Below are 15,994 nucleotides of genomic sequence, written 5' to 3' on the forward strand. Positions count from 1 at the left end.
TTCCTCCTCTACTCTACTGTTCGTACGTCTTTACTCAGCTCAATGCCTTGCTGCTTGCAAACAAAAGCTGTCGTAAAGTCTGTGACCCAGCCGCCAATAAAGTTCATAACAACTCCTACCAGCATATAACGAATCGCTAGTTCCATTGAATTCAAGCCTAGTGCCGTAATCCCTTGAGCGATCCCCATCCATACGAACAGTTCGCCAGGATTAATATGAGGAAAAACTCCGTTGCTTGTGTGACAGAACTGTGCTTGCGACGCGTAGTAGCTTGGTTTATAGTACTCTGGTAAGAAACGAGCCATCGTAAAGGACATCGGGTTCCCCAGCATGAAGGCTGACAGAAACGGTAAAATCAAATAGCGGGTAAAGGGATTTTTAGAAGAAGCCTGCGCGACCTTTGTTACTCGTTCTTCTCCTAGAAAGGCAATTAGAGTATTCATTGCCACCATTAATAGTAAGACAACCGGGACGATCCCCGTCATCCAGCTGATAAATGTTTCAGCACCTGTTTGGAAAAGGCCCATGAAGCCTTCTGCGAATTTAATTAGAAAATCCATTTTTATACACTCCTTTTAGTAAATTTTGTCTGAATTGCTTGTTTTAGCATCGTTACTTTCAGCCCTACGTTCATCGCTGGTGAAACTGGCTGACTTTCTTGATAATTGCCCTTTTCAACTTCCAAATAGACTTTTTGCGCGTTCATCGCGGCTTGACGAGTCAATTTATTTTCCTTCAATAAGACTGGATGATCCGCAGATAGCTCATGAATATCCAAGCCGATGAATTGCGGGCGAGGTTTGAAGCGAGCCAAGATTGATGTTCCTTGCATCATCTCTGCCTCTCCGATTTTTCCTGTCGTATCTACAGCAAACAAAAGAAGTGTCCCTGAAGCAATCTTTCCCGGTCGTCTGCCGATAGCCACCTTGCCTCTTCTTCGCATCCGTCCATATACCATATTGAAATTTTTAATTTGCTTTAAGCCTAAAAATGTCTGAACAATGTAAGCAACAAGAGCAATAGCGCCTAAAAAAAAGATATTCATCTTAGACTTCCCCTTTCGTTAATAGCTGTGTATATTCTTCCTTAGAAACGACTTCCTTTACCTTTTTACGCAGGCTCGGACTGGAAGATATGGTAAAAATGGTATCGTAGAAACTCAACAGCTCGTCTTCGGCCTCCATCGTTAAATCGACTGGAATAGCGACTAAAAAGACCAGCTCAATTTCTTCGATTGACGGTTTTTCAGGATACGAACCAATAAAGGCAATAATCTGATCACTTTGATTATTAATACCATGAGGAAACGCAATCCCGTTTTCAATGACCGCCGACTCCTCCTGCGATTTCTGCAGGATATAGGATTTAAAGGCGCCATCGATCCACTTTTCAGCTTCAAGCTGATTCAGCATTAGCAATAAGTTCTCTTCATATGATTTTTGACTGTCCAGTGTCTTAAAATTAAAATGAATGTTCTCAAATGAAGCCGCTTTTGATGCAATAATCCGCTTCCACTCGCCTAAAAGCCAATTATCATTAAAAAGATCCGTCAGCTTAATCAGCGTCGTAGGAACGCTGGTTTTATTTAGCGGAATCGTTGTAAAAATAGCAAAATAGCGATTCAAATCCTTCGTTTGATATTCTTCCTCTGAATAATGAGCGATCCGAATATTCGGCCCCAGTACATTGCCTAGCTGACGCTTCAGCATCAAAGCCGTTCCTTTTCCGGTATTGCAGACAATCGCAATTTCTTTAAATTTCCCGCTGGTATCTGCCTTAAGTGCTAACTCATAATAAATGGCCAAATAAGGAATTTCTGCACTGCACTGCGGCTTGTTCAAAACATCTGCCAATGCACGAATACCGATCTCTGCTAATTCACAAGCAAATGCGTGCTTCGTACGAAAATCACGTCCGAAGATATCAGCTGTCTGTACGCGAAAAATAATTCGATTAAGTAAAAACATAAAATGCGCTCGCAAATTTTTAAATAGCTGATCTTCATCAATAGCGATAATGACTGACTCGTGAATGGTCGTCATCATGCCTTTAAACAGCTGATGAACAATTGAATTGTCCGCTACTTCTTCATCCACTATGTTATTGTTGAAAATATTCAAAGGAAAGCACAGAAAGTCAAATTCAAACTGGCTTAAGGTCACGCTGTAGCTTTCTTCAATCGTCACCCGCAGCTCTTCTACTTGTGCATCATCACTGAAATAATTTACGTAATACGGAATCGCAGTCGGTAATGTATTCCCCCCTTGAATTCGATCCAAGGTTAAACCAATGACTTTTTTCCATAAGCCGGCAGTGCGAAAATCCAGCTTCTTCGTGATTGATATTTCTTCGATTACTAATAAAATCGTCTCACTTAAGCTGAGATATTCTAAATAATCATAGGCATGATGCAAGTACAGCATCCGCAGATCCGCTTCTTGTCCTTGCAGCAGCAGTCCTTTGTTAGGGGTTCCAATTAATGAAATGTTAAATTCCTGCAGCAGCTGCTTCAAATTCCGCAGATCCTTATTTACCGTTGAACGACTGACCCCCAGAAGTTCTGACAAATCATCAATCATCACGTAATCCTGTCGTTTCATAAAACAATCAATTAATACCGCCATGCGTTTACTGCTTGAATTAAAATCCATCTGTTGCTTTAAGCTGCCGTTCATCACTACCTCAAATTGCTTTGAATCAATCACCTTCAGCTGATAAACACCTGAGACTTCCACGATTTTACCTACATGTTCCATTTGCTCATTTAGTAATTGAATCGTCTTTTTGACTGTTTGTGAAGTTGTATTGGTAATCAGCTCTAGCTCCTCTAGAGTTAGTCGATCTTGAGTAATAAAATGCTGCAATACTTGATACCAACGGTTCACCAACGCCATCATATTACCCCACTTTCACCTTAGCCTCTTGTTTTACCACCTGCGACATTGGTTGTAACACCAGTGATATAACTTGCTCGGTCAGATAGATAGTAGCATACTAGATCTGCCACTTCACTTAACTTGCCGCTTCTTCCTAATGGAATGGTGGTGGTTTTACTATAATTTTGACGTAATTCATCAACGGTGATTCCGCGAGTATAAGCCAAGGCTGTTTCGTACGAGAGAGTTCGTAAGCCTGTTTCCTCCATGATCCCTGGAGCAATCCCGACCACACGTATTCCCTGTTTGCCCAGCTCCTTCGCCCATGAACGAGTGTAGCTGTTCACTGCAGCCTTGGTTGCCGCATAAGCACTTTGACCTTCAGAGCCTTCCAATCCGCTTTCTGAAGACATATTGATAATCACACCTGATTTCTTTTCTACCATGATTCTAGCAACTGCTTGACTCATTAAAAAGAGGCCTTTTTGATTAATCCCGCAAATTTTGTCAAAAACATCTACAGATAGTTCAAATTCGCCATGGGGCTGTTTTCCATCTACTAATAATCGTGGTACATTGATTCCTGCATTATTGACCAACCCATCAATGGTTCCAAACGCTTTTACTACTTTTGCTACATTTGCCTCGACCTGTTCCTTGGATGAAATGTCTGTCGCAAAAAAGCGAAGATTTTCATGTGTTTGCTTGCCTTCCTTGAGATCAAAGTTCGCTACCTTCACACCAACCTCCAGCAATTCCGTGACGATACTCGCTCCAATACCTGATGAGCCCCCTGTCACAATCACCGTTTTGCCTGCAATGTCTAACCAATCTGTCATAACACGTTCCTCCTATTTTTAATACACCCAAAGTATAGAACCCTTCATTCACAAAATTAATACGGTCTTTTTATGAACCGCATAAAAAAACGTGAACTAATTCAAGAGTGCCTGAAAAGGAGGAAGCACAACTGGCGCTGTTTTTGTGGAGCTTTCTAGGAATCTTAATTTCTACGTCAAAAATAGCACGCATAGAAAATGATCAACATCTTCTATGCGTGCTATTTATTATGTCTTATTCCATTATTTTTTCTCTCTTATAATGGCAATTAAGTCAAATCCGCCCCATTTGTGGCAATGACTTTTTTATACCAATCAAAGGAATCTTTTTTCGAACGTTTCAATGTTCCATGTCCTTCATCGTCCAAATCAACGTAGATGAAGCCGTAACGCTTAGACATCTGACTCGTGCTTGCGCTGACTAGATCGATACAGCCCCATGGTGTATAGCCCATTAGCTCAACCCCTTCATCGATGGCTTGTTCCATCTCCTTAATGTGATCACGGAGATAATCAATGCGGTATGGATCATGTATAGCACCGTCTTCTTCTACAACATCTTTCGCCCCTAGACCATTTTCAACAATGAATAAAGGAATTTGATAACGATCATACAGCTTATGCATGGTGATTCTTAGACCCACAGGATCAATCTGCCAGCCCCAGTCGCTGGCTTTTAGATAAGGATTTTTCTTAGAGCCTAATAAATTGCCTCCTACTTCTTCTCCATCTTTTTCATGGGTAGCAATACTGCTCATATAATAACTGAAGGACATATAATCAACCGTGCCTTCTCGCAAAATTGCGTCATCGCCGGGTTCTTTTTTGATTGTAAGCTTATTATCGCGGAAAAACTTGTTCATATAACTAGGATAATACCCGCGAATTTGAACGTCCGAATAAAACAGATTGGTATGATCGCTATCAATACTTTCCATCACATCCAGCGGATTGCAGGTATCTGGATAATCCTCCATGCGAGCCAGCATGCAACCGATCTTGGCATCCGGAATAATCTCATGACACGCCTTCACAGCTAGTGCGCTTGCGACGAACTGATGATGAGTCGCTTGAAATTGCGACTGCAGCATGTTGTCTGTTTTATCGGCCAAAATCCCGCCGCTTAAATACCCAGTCATTCCGATAATATTGATCTCGTTGAAGGTCAGCCAATACTTCACCTTGTCCTTATACCGGTTGAAAAGAACCCGCGCATACTTTTCAAAAGCCGCGATCGTCTCACGAGACTCCCAGCCATTTTGTTTGAAGGCTAATTCCAGCGGAAATTCATAATGTGAAATTGTAACAAGCGGTTCAATACCATATTTCAACAGCTCATCAAAAACAGCGTCGTAAAAAGCCAATCCCGCCTCATTCGGCTCACTTTCATCGCCATTTGGAAAAATTCGCGGCCAAGAAATCGATAATCGAAAGGTTTTAAAGCCCATTTCAGCAAATAAGGCAATATCTTCTTTATAGCGATGATAAAAATCGATCCCATACCGTTTAGGATAAATCCCTTCCTTATCCGCCATCGCTGCCTTGACATCCGCAGTGGTCATTGGCTTGGTGATGCCATGCATATTTGTACCATTTTCTTTAATATAACGGGCTGTGTCAGCGGTCGACCAGCCTTTGCCGTCTTCTAAAAAAGCGCCTTCAAATTGATTGGCCGCCGTTGCTCCGCCCCATAAAAAGTCCTTAGGAAATCCACTCATGCTCTTCATCCTTCCTTTTCTATTCAAGTCTATTGTATAATTGTTATACTTGATTTCCTTTATCTTATCACAAGAAAACCGAAGTAGATTTTCTTGTGATAGGACCCATTTTCATTCTGCATTAGCCATTTTCATGTTTATGAAAATGAATGATTTGATTTGATTGGAGTGTGCCTAACCTTGTCTAATCTCTTAGACTTTTTAACCTATTTAAATATCCATGGAAAAGAAACCAGCTATTCTAAGATCATTATTTACCTATTGACTCATTCAGAAGAGGTACAATCCTTGACGATTTCTGAAATTGCCGATAAATGCTATGTCTCGCCGGCTACGCTGACCCGTTTCAGTCGTCATTTTGATTTTTCCTCTTTTAATGAACTGAGGAAAACCTTGGCTCATTTGGTTGGCATGCCTCCTTACAACGGCTTACGGATGAATGAGCAGCAATACCAGCTAATCCAAAGAAACCCGCGAACTTATCTAGAAAATTACAGTGAGGAAATCATTACCTCGATCCAAGACGTGCTGAAAACCATCGATATTCCTGAAATTGATCAGCTGCTCAAAAAAATCCATGAGGCTCCCGAAGTTGTTTTGATGGGCTATGGTGCTACTTTGGAGATCGCCAAGGAAGTCCAGATGTCCTTTCTTTCCAGCGGAAAAATTCTCTATCTTGGTGAAACCGAACCCTTGCAAAAGGAACTACTTCAAGGCTTGAATCAAGACGCCTTGATCCTTCTTATTTCTTCTTATGGAACATTGCTGACGAAGGACCCTGAACTGACGCGCTTAATTAATAATAGTTCCGCTCAGTCGATCTTTATTACACAAAATACAAAAAATACACTTACAAATTTATTTACCCAGACCATTCAGGTCACTAGCCAAAATTACGTGCAAATCGGAACCTACCCCTTAACCTTCTTTTTCGATTACGTGATCCGTCGATATGTTAGTCTCTTTGGACAGAAATAATCCAGAGAGGCTTTTTAACGATTATTTCCCGCGTTTTTGAACAGCAATCCAAACCTCAGATTCTTTTTTCATGTCCCCATTTGGATAAACCTCTAATTGATATTCAGCTGGCTCGTAGGTCGTTGTTGGGAAAAACTCTGAATATATTTTTGACCATATCTCCTGATCAATGAATCCACCCGCATTGGGACTTTGAACCTTTAACCATGTACTTTTCGGAATCGTCTTCATTACGTAGCCTTCTGGAATTTCCTCGCCATCAAAAGGAGTCGCGATATAATACTGATAGCTCGCTCCATCATACGAAGAGCCATCCGCCAATCCTATAAGTTCCTTATTCTGCGATGTGGAATAATCTATCAATTCCTCCAAAGTCCCATCCTGGTTGCAGCACTTCCAAAATTCATCTGCCCGAACATTTTTAACAAATTGTTTTTCGACTTTCCCAAGTAATCGGAACGCTTCCATTTTTTCGATTTGAATTTCCACCTTGTTATCAACCTTTCCTTTATATCCTAATAATCCTGATTAACCGAATGGCTTTTCCGCTATAACCTTTTTTCCTCAATCCATTTTATCATCAATCGAATAGAAAAAAGATCCAATCATCTTTACTAATGATTGGACCAAAGAATATTTTCAGTTTCTAAGCTTTATTAATAATTATAGGAAAATGATTCGTTTAACTCGTTTTCATAATCGTTTTATTGCTCTTAAACTTAAATTTTAAAGACTTAATGATATAACTGTGAGCTTATTTTGTCGCTTCCTCAATATAGTTCTTCGCTATCGCAATGGCTTCTTTGGTGTCTTTACTCTTACTGAACAAGCCGCTGCCGCCAAGGATGAATACTTCAGTTCCTGCATCGTATAGCTGTTTATAGTATTTTTCATTGCAACAGCCGTCAACCGCTATTTCATAGTGATAGCCGTATTTTTCTTTCCATTCTTTTGCTTCTTTTATTTTTTCTAAAGTTTCATCAATGAACGCTTGCCCAGCAAAACCGGGATCGACAGTCATGATCAAAAGCCGATCAATATGCTCGGCATAGGGCAAGATCACCGATAGAGGTGTAGCTGGATTAATGAAAATGCCGGTTTTTTTACCTCTTTGATGAATATGATTAAACAGTCTAAAGGCCATCTTTTCAATGATCTCTGGCGGCATAGTCACGATTTCAGCACCACTAGCAATACACAAATCAACCAAATCCACATCTAAATTATCTACATATAAATGGACATCTTGAGGAACTTTTGAAATTTTGTTTATCTCAGCCATAAAGCAAGGTGCCAGTGACATATTTTTTACGTAGTGCCAATCTAAAATATCTACATGATAATAGTCTGATTCTGGATCTAAAATTTTGATTTCTTTCTCAATATTCAATAGATCCATACACATTAATGATGGCGAAAATTTTACCTTCATGCGTTTTCTCCTTGTTCTTTTATTCTTTTGAACTACATCTTCAGCTAAAAAGTAGACGAAGATTCTTACGCAAGCCCTTCAACGATTGGATGAATCCCTCTCAAAATGAATAGCTCTTTTATTTCGTCTAACTCTTGGGCTGAGAGTATTTGAGCATCTTCCATCGAATACTTCCAGCCTAAATAGTTGTATTTGTTACTACCGTATTGATGAAATGGCAGCAAATGGACCGTTTCAATCCTACATTCATATAAAAAATCCATAATTTGATTCAGGTTCTCCACACTTGTTGTGTGATCCGGAATGAGAGGGACGCGTGCAATCAACTCAACGTTAGAATTAGTAGAAGCCATTCGAAAGTTTTCTTTGACGTAATTGAGGTTTGCACCGATCGTTTTCTTAAGTTGCTCGTTGTCCATAATTTTTAGATCGAAAAGGACTTGATCTAAGTAAGGAAATAATTTTTCTAAAACTTTGGGTTTCGTACAGCCAGTAGTTTCTAGCGCAGTGTGAATCCCATGATCCTTCAGCTCTCTCAATAGCTCAAAGATGAAATCATGCTGAACCAGTGCTTCTCCACCAGATAATGTTACGCCACCAGTCGAAGTCCGATAGAACATTTCATCCTTTAATACTTCCTCTGTAACTTCATCAACACTCATCCAGTTACCGATAATTTCTTTTTTACCATTCTTTAGCCATTCAATTGGTTGAACAGGACCTTGTGACTCTGGATTACTACACCACGGACAAAACAATGGACAGCCTTTCAAAAAAACAATTGTCCTTATTCCGCTTCCATCATGAACCGAATATCGCTGAATGTTGAATATCAATCCTTTAGTCACTAAAACAGCTTCCTTTCTTAGAGAACATGTTCCGCCCGAGCGATGATGTCGTTTTGGATTTTTTCGTTTAAATCAACAAAAAATGCGGAGTAGCCCGCTACCCTGACTACTAAACCACGGTAATTCTCTGGATTTTTTTGTGCCTCAAGTAGCGTTTCTCTTGTTTGAACATTGAACTGAATATGCTGAATTTTTAATTTCGTATAAGCACGCAGAAAATTGGCGAATTTTTCGATCCCTTCTTTTCCTTTCAATGTGTTAGGCTGAAACTTCAAATTTAACAAGCTTCCATTAACCATCAACATATTGTCTAGCTTGCTGACAGTTTTTAACACTGCGGTTGGTCCTAAGCGATCTCGACCAACCATTGCCGATAAACCGCCATCAGCTAATTGCTCTTGTTTTTTCCGTCCATCTGGAGTTGCGCCAACTGCCTCACCAAGTGGAATATGAGCAGAAACTGTATAGGCACCGGGATTAAATTTACCGCCTCGAATATTGGTGTATTTGTCCAATTCCACTGCGTAATGCTTAAACATATCAGCTGCTACAAAATCAATCTCGTCATTGTCATTGCCGTATTTATCAAAATCATTAATGACATGCTCCTGCAGATCAGCATATTTTCCTTCATAATTATTCTCCATAGCTTCAAGCATTTCCTCAAACGTAATTTCTTTGTTTTCAAAAACCATTTTTTTCAACACATACATCGAATCACTTAAATTTGCTTGTCCAATTCCTTGGATACCTGAGAAGTTGTAGCGTGCTCCGCCCTCTGTTAAATCTAGTCCTTTTTCTAAACAATCCATCACTAACGAAGATAAAAATGGTGTTGGCGCAAATTCTCTATGACCTAAATCAACGATATCTGATCCTCGAGTGACCAGCTCTACATAATAAGAAATCCTTTCCTTCATTCGGCGATAAAGCTTATCGTAAGTAATCGTCTCATCACCCTTGAAGCTATACATTGTCAATTCCATCACTCGTAAGAAATTGAACATCGCGATATCATGAAGCCCGTAGGTACGACCAGGTATCGTCACTTCGACACAGCCGACAATCGCATAATCTCGTGCATCCTCTAATGAAACACCTTTACTTAGAAACGCTGGTACACACACTTCATCGTTGAATAATTGTGGAATTCCTGTTCCCATACGAATCGTTTCGCAGGTTTTATTCAAAAATTTTTGCGGAATCAACTCGTTCATTCTTACTGAAAGATTTGGCTGCGGCATTTTCACATATTCGTAAGCCTCTAAAAAAAGATAGGAAAGCTCATTCACTGCTGAACGACCAAATGAATCAAGTCCGCCCAATGCAATATTGTAGCCTACCGGAAAACCAGCAAATGACTTGGCACTTTGCTGACTCCGTAAAATAACAACATCATTTGTCTTAATGAAGAAATCGATCAAATAGCTGAAGATAGTTTCTTTTGTGTAGCCTTCTTCGATCGAATGCTGATAAAGAGTAAACAAATACTGATCCATCCGACCTAACGACATCGAAGAAGCATTGGATTCATATTGGGCGGCAATACTGGTTAACCAAACAAGCTGCAACCCTTCTTGGAGATTCGCTGGTTTTTCTTTGCTTAATGTGGTACACATAGTTGAAATAACCAAAAGCTCTTCTCTTCTTTTTTCCGAAGTTTCTTGTTCCGATAATTTTTTTGCCAACTCTGCATATCTTACACAATGTCGTGAAAAAGCTTCAAAGACGATCAAGGCGGCGATTAAAAACTCATTTTCAGGATTATCTGCGATTTTCTCCTTTAAAATTTTGCAATATTCACCAATTCCATACCTTAAAACAGTTGGAAAATCCAAAATAATATGACCTTGCCCTTTGTCCGTTTGGTTCAAGCTGACGACTTCCTCATCAATCGACTTTTGAATATCACGATCAATTTTTTTCGTGATAAAATCCTTCATGGATTTTCCTTGCCAATAAGAGTACAGCTCTTCACGATAAATTTTCTTGTTCTCTTCAGAAAAATGAAATTGATCCTGAGGACGTGTATCGATTGTATCTATCTCCTTCAAAATCCAATACGGGTCCATTTCAGGTGAAACGATACCGCTTCTTGGTTTCACTGTCCGATTGCCAGCTAACAGTTCTCCTTCACGAATCGAAATTGCTACATTGTCTAAAATATGTGCTACCGCTTTTGCTCGTTTTAAAATCACACTCATGCCAGCTGTCTGCTTATAGCTTTCTGTATACAGCAGCGCTCTTTCTAAAGAAATTTCTCTAGTTGGATTCAACATGTCGTTTTTTAGAGTTTTAATTCTGTCCAAATCAATACTATTAAAGTTGCACTGTAAGGTGTTTATCATTCATCTCTAACTCCCTTTCCTGCTAAATCGGATATTTATTGATAAGTTTTAGAATGATAGCCAGTACACCTTTTTTAGACATACTGGCTATTTTCGTTACATAATTTCGATATCTAAATCAATATCCTCATCGGCTGTTTGGATTGCTTGTTCTTCTGCACTTGGCACCTTTTTAAGCACGCCCATGAGTACTGCGCCGATCATGCTTCCTACTACAATAGCTAATACATAAGCAAAAGGATTATTCACTACTGGCGCTACAATTAAGCCACCCCATGGAGCCGGATTTCCTGCCCCCAAAAGTGCCGCGATAACTGCACCTGTTCCGCCACCAACAACCAATGAAGGAATTACTCGGAATGGATCTGTCGCCGCGAAAGGAATGGCTCCTTCCGAAATACTTACAAAACCCATAATCAATGAAGCTTTCCCGGCTTCACGTTCTTCAGGTGTAAATTTCTTTTTGAAAATTAATGTTGATAATCCGCAAGCTATCGCTGGAATCGCGCAAGATACGCCAACAGCTGCCATAATCATTAATGATGATTCCGTCGGCAACCCAGTAGCTGGATCAATGTTGGATAACATCGCTGTACCAAAGCCATAGGAAACTTTGCCAATCGGTCCTCCCATATCGATATTATTCATTGCTCCTAATACAAATGCTAATACAACGATATTTCCTGTACCCATACCTTCTAAAAAACCAGTTAAGCTCTTCATAAGCGCGGCTATTGGTTCACCAATAATAAACAGAACAATTCCTGAAACAATTAAGCTACCAATTAACGGAATGATAAATATTGGCATGACGGATCTGAGAACGGATGGTACCTTGATTTTCTTCAAATAGAAAACAACAATCCCGGCAAGCAGCCCCGAGATTAATCCGCCAATAAAACCAGCACCGATACTGTTCGCAAGATACCCTCCAATAATTCCCGGCGCCAAAGCAGCACGATCACTAATTGAAAAAGCAATAAATCCGGACAAAATAGGTACCATAAGTCCTAATCCAGCAACACCGATTTGAGCAATCTTACCTAGTGCCCCAGCATCTGGTACAGCCGTTTCACCGCTCAGCAATACTGAAACAGCAAGAATTACACCACCAGTTACAACAAAAGGAATCATGTATGAAACACCTGTCATTAGGTGCTTTTTTGTATCCTTTAAAATCTTCACTAAATCGTTCATCTTAATACCCCTTTACTTTTTTTTGGGAGTGAAAAGTTGTATACTTATGTCAAATGTTTTTTGTTAAAAGAGATGAGCCTTTGTGGAGAAGGCTTATTTCTTTTATCCAAGTTTTGCTTGCAACTTTTTCACAATTGCGCCTGCTTTGTTGATACAATCTCCTGCACTGACCCTGACTACTGGTTTACCAATAAATCTTTCTTCATTTTTGATTCCGATATTATTGGTTAAAATAACGGCATCTGCTGCGCCAATCTGCTCTGAAGACAATTCATTCTCGATACCGATGGAGCCCTGTGTTTCAACGTGAATCTCCACACCATTTTCCTTAGCAGCCACTTCCAAGCTTTCTGCTGCCAAATACGTGTGTGCTACGCCCGAAGGACATGCTGTTACTGCAACTAATTTCATCATTTTCCTCTCCTTTTTTATTATTAAGCGACAACCGCCGCTAAGGTCCCGTTTAGTAAATTCACAATTTCTTCTTTCGTCTTTGCATTTTGAAGCGTTTCTCTAAAATCTTGATGAATCAGTTTTCGCGATAAACTAGCAATAATTTTTAAATGCTGATCTCCTTTGCATTCCTCTGGGACAGCCAAAAGAAATACTAACCCAACCTCTTGCCCGTCTAGGCTTTGCCAATCAAGATAATTGGTCAATCGCCCAAAAGCAACCGTTGTTTCTTTCACATGTGGACATTTACCATGTGGAATCGCGATTCCAAAACCTATACCAGTTGTTGTTAATTCTTCTCGTTCAATAACACTTTTTAAATAACCATCACCATCATATAATCTGCCAGCAGCTTCAATTCTATTAGATAAAACTCTGATTGCGCCAAGTTTATCCTCTGCCTCAATATTCAAATCAATCAAATTTTCCGTAATGACCTTTGTCATAGTTATCCTCCTAAAATTTTGCGGTAAATTTCTTCTGGACGCGTTTTATTAAAGAAAAATTTTACGTTTTCTTCGGATTCCACTAATTTATGAATATCCGTGATAACCCCTTTAACCAACTTTTTTTCGTCCTTCGAGATGCAAATAAGCAAAATATAATTAACTCTCTTATTGTCCCAAACAATGCCACGATTCAAAGTCAAAATGAAAACCTTAGACTTCAAAACATTCTGCGGCGCTGCATGGGGAATTGCCACACCTGTATCTAGAGCCGTTTCCCCCAGTTTTTCCCTTTCAAAAACCTCGTTTCGAAATTCTGTGCTAACTATATTATTTTTTTCAAGAATATCAATCATATAATCTAAACAAGAATCCTTATTTTCAAAAAATTGATTTGTAAATATATATTCTCTATCGATGACCTTTTTAAGAAATGGAAATGTTTCCGCCTTTGGTTTAGTCGCTTTACTTTCTTCATTAAAAAAGAAATCCGAATAAAGGATGGAAATGTTCTTGATGTCTTCTTGCGTAATCAGTGGAGAAACTTTGATGATTGGTTTTTCAATTTTATCTAAATTGACAGATGAAATAATTAAATCGACGCTGTCTAAATCACTTTGATAAAGATTTTGAATCGTGGTAACTTCTGCTGTATCTTGAGCTGGCAACACACGCTTAATTCGGCTATAAATCAATTCAGAAGTACCTACACCAGTTGGACAAACAATCAGTATTTTCTTCCCATGCTGACTTTTTTCAAGTGACACTTGAAAATACATCGCCAAAAATGCGACCTCATCATCATTAAAGTGGACTCCCAACTCGCTTTCCACATTTCCCATCGCATACCAGGTTGAACTGAAGATGATAGCATATTGACTTTTTATTTCAGCTAACAGTGGATTGGTTGTTTCGATTCCCATCTTTAGTCGGTAAATCATTGGAATAAAATGCTGCGAGAAATGTTCTTTCAAGGCCGTATCTTTGGAAAAATCTACATGCATGATCTCGCTCATATTTCGAATGATTTTATTAATTATAGGTTCATATTTCTTGTAGGTTTGTTCTGTAGATGTTTCCAGCTTAATGCCATAACCTACTAACTGACGATTAATATAAGATAGATCCTGATCGTCAAAATCTACCTGTATTTTCTTCGAGATTGCTTCCATTATTTCATTCGCTAAAAAATAGGTATCAAGAGACTGGATCTGGTCAAACAGGAATTCCTTTTTTGAAAGAATATGCTTTCCTAAGCCTAATCTGAAGAAGAAGACAATTAAACTTATAATAATTGATTTTCTATATTGTCCCGGAATCGTGTAATCAGAGAATCTCTCAATCCGATCAATTTCATGGAAAACAGCCTCCACAATCTGTACTGAAAAAAGACCTGATAAAAATTCTTGCCCGTTTGTATCCAATAATTGTTCACTGCCAAAGCCTTTAATGTTTAAGTAATTTTCACAAAATCGGAAAAGGCTTCGTTGAATTTCCTCCTCACTCCCTTCGATATAAGTACCCCTTTTCGAAGAAACGACTGTTACTGGGTAGCTTTCATCCACTTTTTCTAAATCATTAGAAATTGAACTACTACTCACGTGAAATTTATCTGCTAATTTTTGATGTGTCACGGTTTTCCCATCGACAAGCAACATCCTGCTAATCTCAAATTGCCGTTCAACGGGCTCAAGATAAATAGATTCATGAACATCCTCGTCCAGAATTTCCAACAAAGACATTTTCTCTGTGACACTTCCAAGTAACTTGATTCCACTCCTTGGCCTTCTATCGATGCTGACTTTAATAGGAAGCTTTGTTAGCTCCTCTTGTATTTTTTCTAGGTCCGAATAGATTGTACGATTTGACTTAGAAAGTCTCGTCGCATAAAAAGATATTGCTAAATACTCATCATTTTGAACAAGTAATCGAATCAATTTCTTCTGTCTTGTATTCATTCCCTCCATAATTATTCCTCCAAATTGTAAGCGCTTATCAACTTTAGTTAAATATATCACATGGCTTTTTCTATGTATAACACATCCTGCTTCCGTATTAATGTCGCAATTATTATTCATAGCGAACACTCGTATAATACAATCTCACAGTTAAAGCATATTAGTTTTACGTTTTATAAAACCAAGTTATCGTTGTTTTATAAAATAATTTTAGTCCGACGATATTTTCATATCCTAATCTTATCTAACTAAAAACATTTATATCTACAAGACTCATTCTTTACCTCAATTTTGAAAAAGAAAAGAATCCCGATACGCACCTATCCAGATTCTTCTCTTATTTATCATGTTTTCCTACACCCTTAGATCACTTTTGAAAAGAATAGTGGATTTACCTTTAGATTCAAAAATGACACAATGCCATTACCAGAATCAAAAAAAGTATAATGCTCTTTATCATGATAAAAGCTTATGGTTCTTTCTTCACTTGTTTTTTCAATTATAATCTCTCGAACATCACAAGGATAAATTTCTCTTTCTCTCACTTTATATAAGCCCCGATGCCTGCTTATTCCAATGATCCCTTTCTCGTACTCCACCTCAGCAAAATAATAATCTTCTCCGTTCCGGTCAATAACCTTAACATAAGTATTCATAACCCTTCCTCCTATTTTTTTCTTGAGTATACGCTATGATACCCGTTTCATAGGAAGCGGTTTGCTTAGCTTCTTTGTTCTCATTGTAAAAACAGTAAAAAATGGAAGCCATCATCTTCTTTTATACTGATATTAAAAAGCCTATGGCTTCAATAGAACGCTTAGGATTCTCGACAATCCAAAAACCCCAAGTAAAGTTTCCCTCTACCTAGGGTGTGTAAGTCAAAAAATTTTCTAATCCTATA

At 38.8% G+C, this 15,994-nt stretch carries 15 protein-coding genes; 1 reads left to right on the plus strand and 14 read right to left on the minus strand.

Translation table 11 applies throughout. From position 1 onward, the window contains the following. Positions 1 to 8: 8 nt before the first annotated feature. The 5 genes from srlA to AUF14_RS16475 all read right to left on the minus strand — a co-directional run bounded on the left by srlA (position 9) and on the right by AUF14_RS16475 (position 5,433). Positions 9 to 560, minus strand: coding sequence for a PTS glucitol/sorbitol transporter subunit IIC (gene srlA / locus AUF14_RS16455; RefSeq protein ID WP_016179065.1), 552 nt, complete (start codon positions 558 to 560; stop codon positions 9 to 11). 2 nt (positions 561 to 562) lie between these two features. Beyond that, the gene (locus AUF14_RS16460; RefSeq protein WP_016179064.1) at positions 563 to 1,045 is read right to left on the minus strand and encodes a transcriptional regulator GutM; all 483 of its coding nucleotides are present in this window, start codon (positions 1,043 to 1,045) and stop codon (positions 563 to 565) included. 1 nt (position 1,046) lies between these two features. Then, entirely contained in the window at positions 1,047 to 2,894 is a 1,848-nt protein-coding gene (locus AUF14_RS16465; RefSeq protein ID WP_227656371.1) for a BglG family transcription antiterminator, read from the minus strand. A 20-nt stretch (positions 2,895 to 2,914) separates the two neighbouring features. Beyond that, entirely contained in the window at positions 2,915 to 3,715 is an 801-nt protein-coding gene (locus tag AUF14_RS16470; RefSeq protein ID WP_102866180.1) for an SDR family oxidoreductase, read from the minus strand. A gap of 269 nt (positions 3,716 to 3,984) precedes the next feature. Beyond that, positions 3,985 to 5,433, minus strand: coding sequence for a glycoside hydrolase family 1 protein (locus AUF14_RS16475; protein WP_102866181.1), 1,449 nt, complete (start codon positions 5,431 to 5,433; stop codon positions 3,985 to 3,987). 180 nt (positions 5,434 to 5,613) lie between these two features. Between AUF14_RS16475 and AUF14_RS16480 the strand changes: the two genes are divergently transcribed. Then, positions 5,614 to 6,411 (plus strand): MurR/RpiR family transcriptional regulator, encoded by a 798-nt coding sequence (locus AUF14_RS16480; RefSeq protein WP_102866182.1) that lies wholly within the window; start codon positions 5,614 to 5,616, stop codon positions 6,409 to 6,411. A 21-nt stretch (positions 6,412 to 6,432) separates the two neighbouring features. Here the strand turns inward: AUF14_RS16480 and AUF14_RS16485 are convergent, their stop codons facing one another. The 9 genes from AUF14_RS16485 to AUF14_RS16525 form a co-directional block, all read right to left on the minus strand. Beyond that, positions 6,433 to 6,900, minus strand: coding sequence for a GyrI-like domain-containing protein (locus AUF14_RS16485; RefSeq protein ID WP_102866183.1), 468 nt, complete (start codon positions 6,898 to 6,900; stop codon positions 6,433 to 6,435). Between the two features lie 265 nt (positions 6,901 to 7,165). Continuing rightward, complete coding sequence (gene alsE, locus AUF14_RS16490; protein WP_102866184.1) at positions 7,166 to 7,843, minus strand: D-allulose 6-phosphate 3-epimerase; 678 nt, start codon at positions 7,841 to 7,843, stop codon at positions 7,166 to 7,168. A gap of 65 nt (positions 7,844 to 7,908) precedes the next feature. Next, complete coding sequence (locus AUF14_RS16495) at positions 7,909 to 8,691, minus strand: glycyl-radical enzyme activating protein (RefSeq protein ID WP_016179057.1); 783 nt, start codon at positions 8,689 to 8,691, stop codon at positions 7,909 to 7,911. Between the two features lie 17 nt (positions 8,692 to 8,708). Next, positions 8,709 to 11,039 carry a formate C-acetyltransferase gene (locus AUF14_RS16500; RefSeq protein ID WP_102866185.1) on the minus strand — a complete coding sequence of 777 codons (2,331 nt, stop codon included), beginning with the start codon at positions 11,037 to 11,039 and terminating at the stop codon, positions 8,709 to 8,711. 96 nt (positions 11,040 to 11,135) lie between these two features. After that, positions 11,136 to 12,236 carry a PTS fructose transporter subunit EIIC gene (locus AUF14_RS16505; protein WP_016179055.1) on the minus strand — a complete coding sequence of 367 codons (1,101 nt, stop codon included), beginning with the start codon at positions 12,234 to 12,236 and terminating at the stop codon, positions 11,136 to 11,138. 102 nt (positions 12,237 to 12,338) lie between these two features. After that, positions 12,339 to 12,647, minus strand: coding sequence for a PTS fructose-like transporter subunit IIB (locus tag AUF14_RS16510; protein ID WP_016179054.1), 309 nt, complete (start codon positions 12,645 to 12,647; stop codon positions 12,339 to 12,341). Between the two features lie 23 nt (positions 12,648 to 12,670). Next, positions 12,671 to 13,135, minus strand: a complete 465-nt coding sequence (locus AUF14_RS16515) for a PTS sugar transporter subunit IIA (protein ID WP_016179053.1) — start codon at positions 13,133 to 13,135, stop codon at positions 12,671 to 12,673. Between the two features lie 2 nt (positions 13,136 to 13,137). Continuing rightward, on the minus strand, positions 13,138 to 15,102 hold the full coding sequence (locus AUF14_RS16520; RefSeq protein ID WP_102866186.1) for a BglG family transcription antiterminator: 1,965 nt from the start codon (positions 15,100 to 15,102) through the stop codon (positions 13,138 to 13,140). 353 nt (positions 15,103 to 15,455) lie between these two features. Beyond that, complete coding sequence (locus tag AUF14_RS16525) at positions 15,456 to 15,749, minus strand: hypothetical protein (RefSeq protein ID WP_016179051.1); 294 nt, start codon at positions 15,747 to 15,749, stop codon at positions 15,456 to 15,458. Between the last annotated feature and the right edge of the window lie 245 nt (positions 15,750 to 15,994).

The sequence above is a fragment of the Enterococcus avium genome, assembly GCF_002891025.1.
Lineage (GTDB): Bacteria > Bacillota > Bacilli > Lactobacillales > Enterococcaceae > Enterococcus_A > Enterococcus_A avium.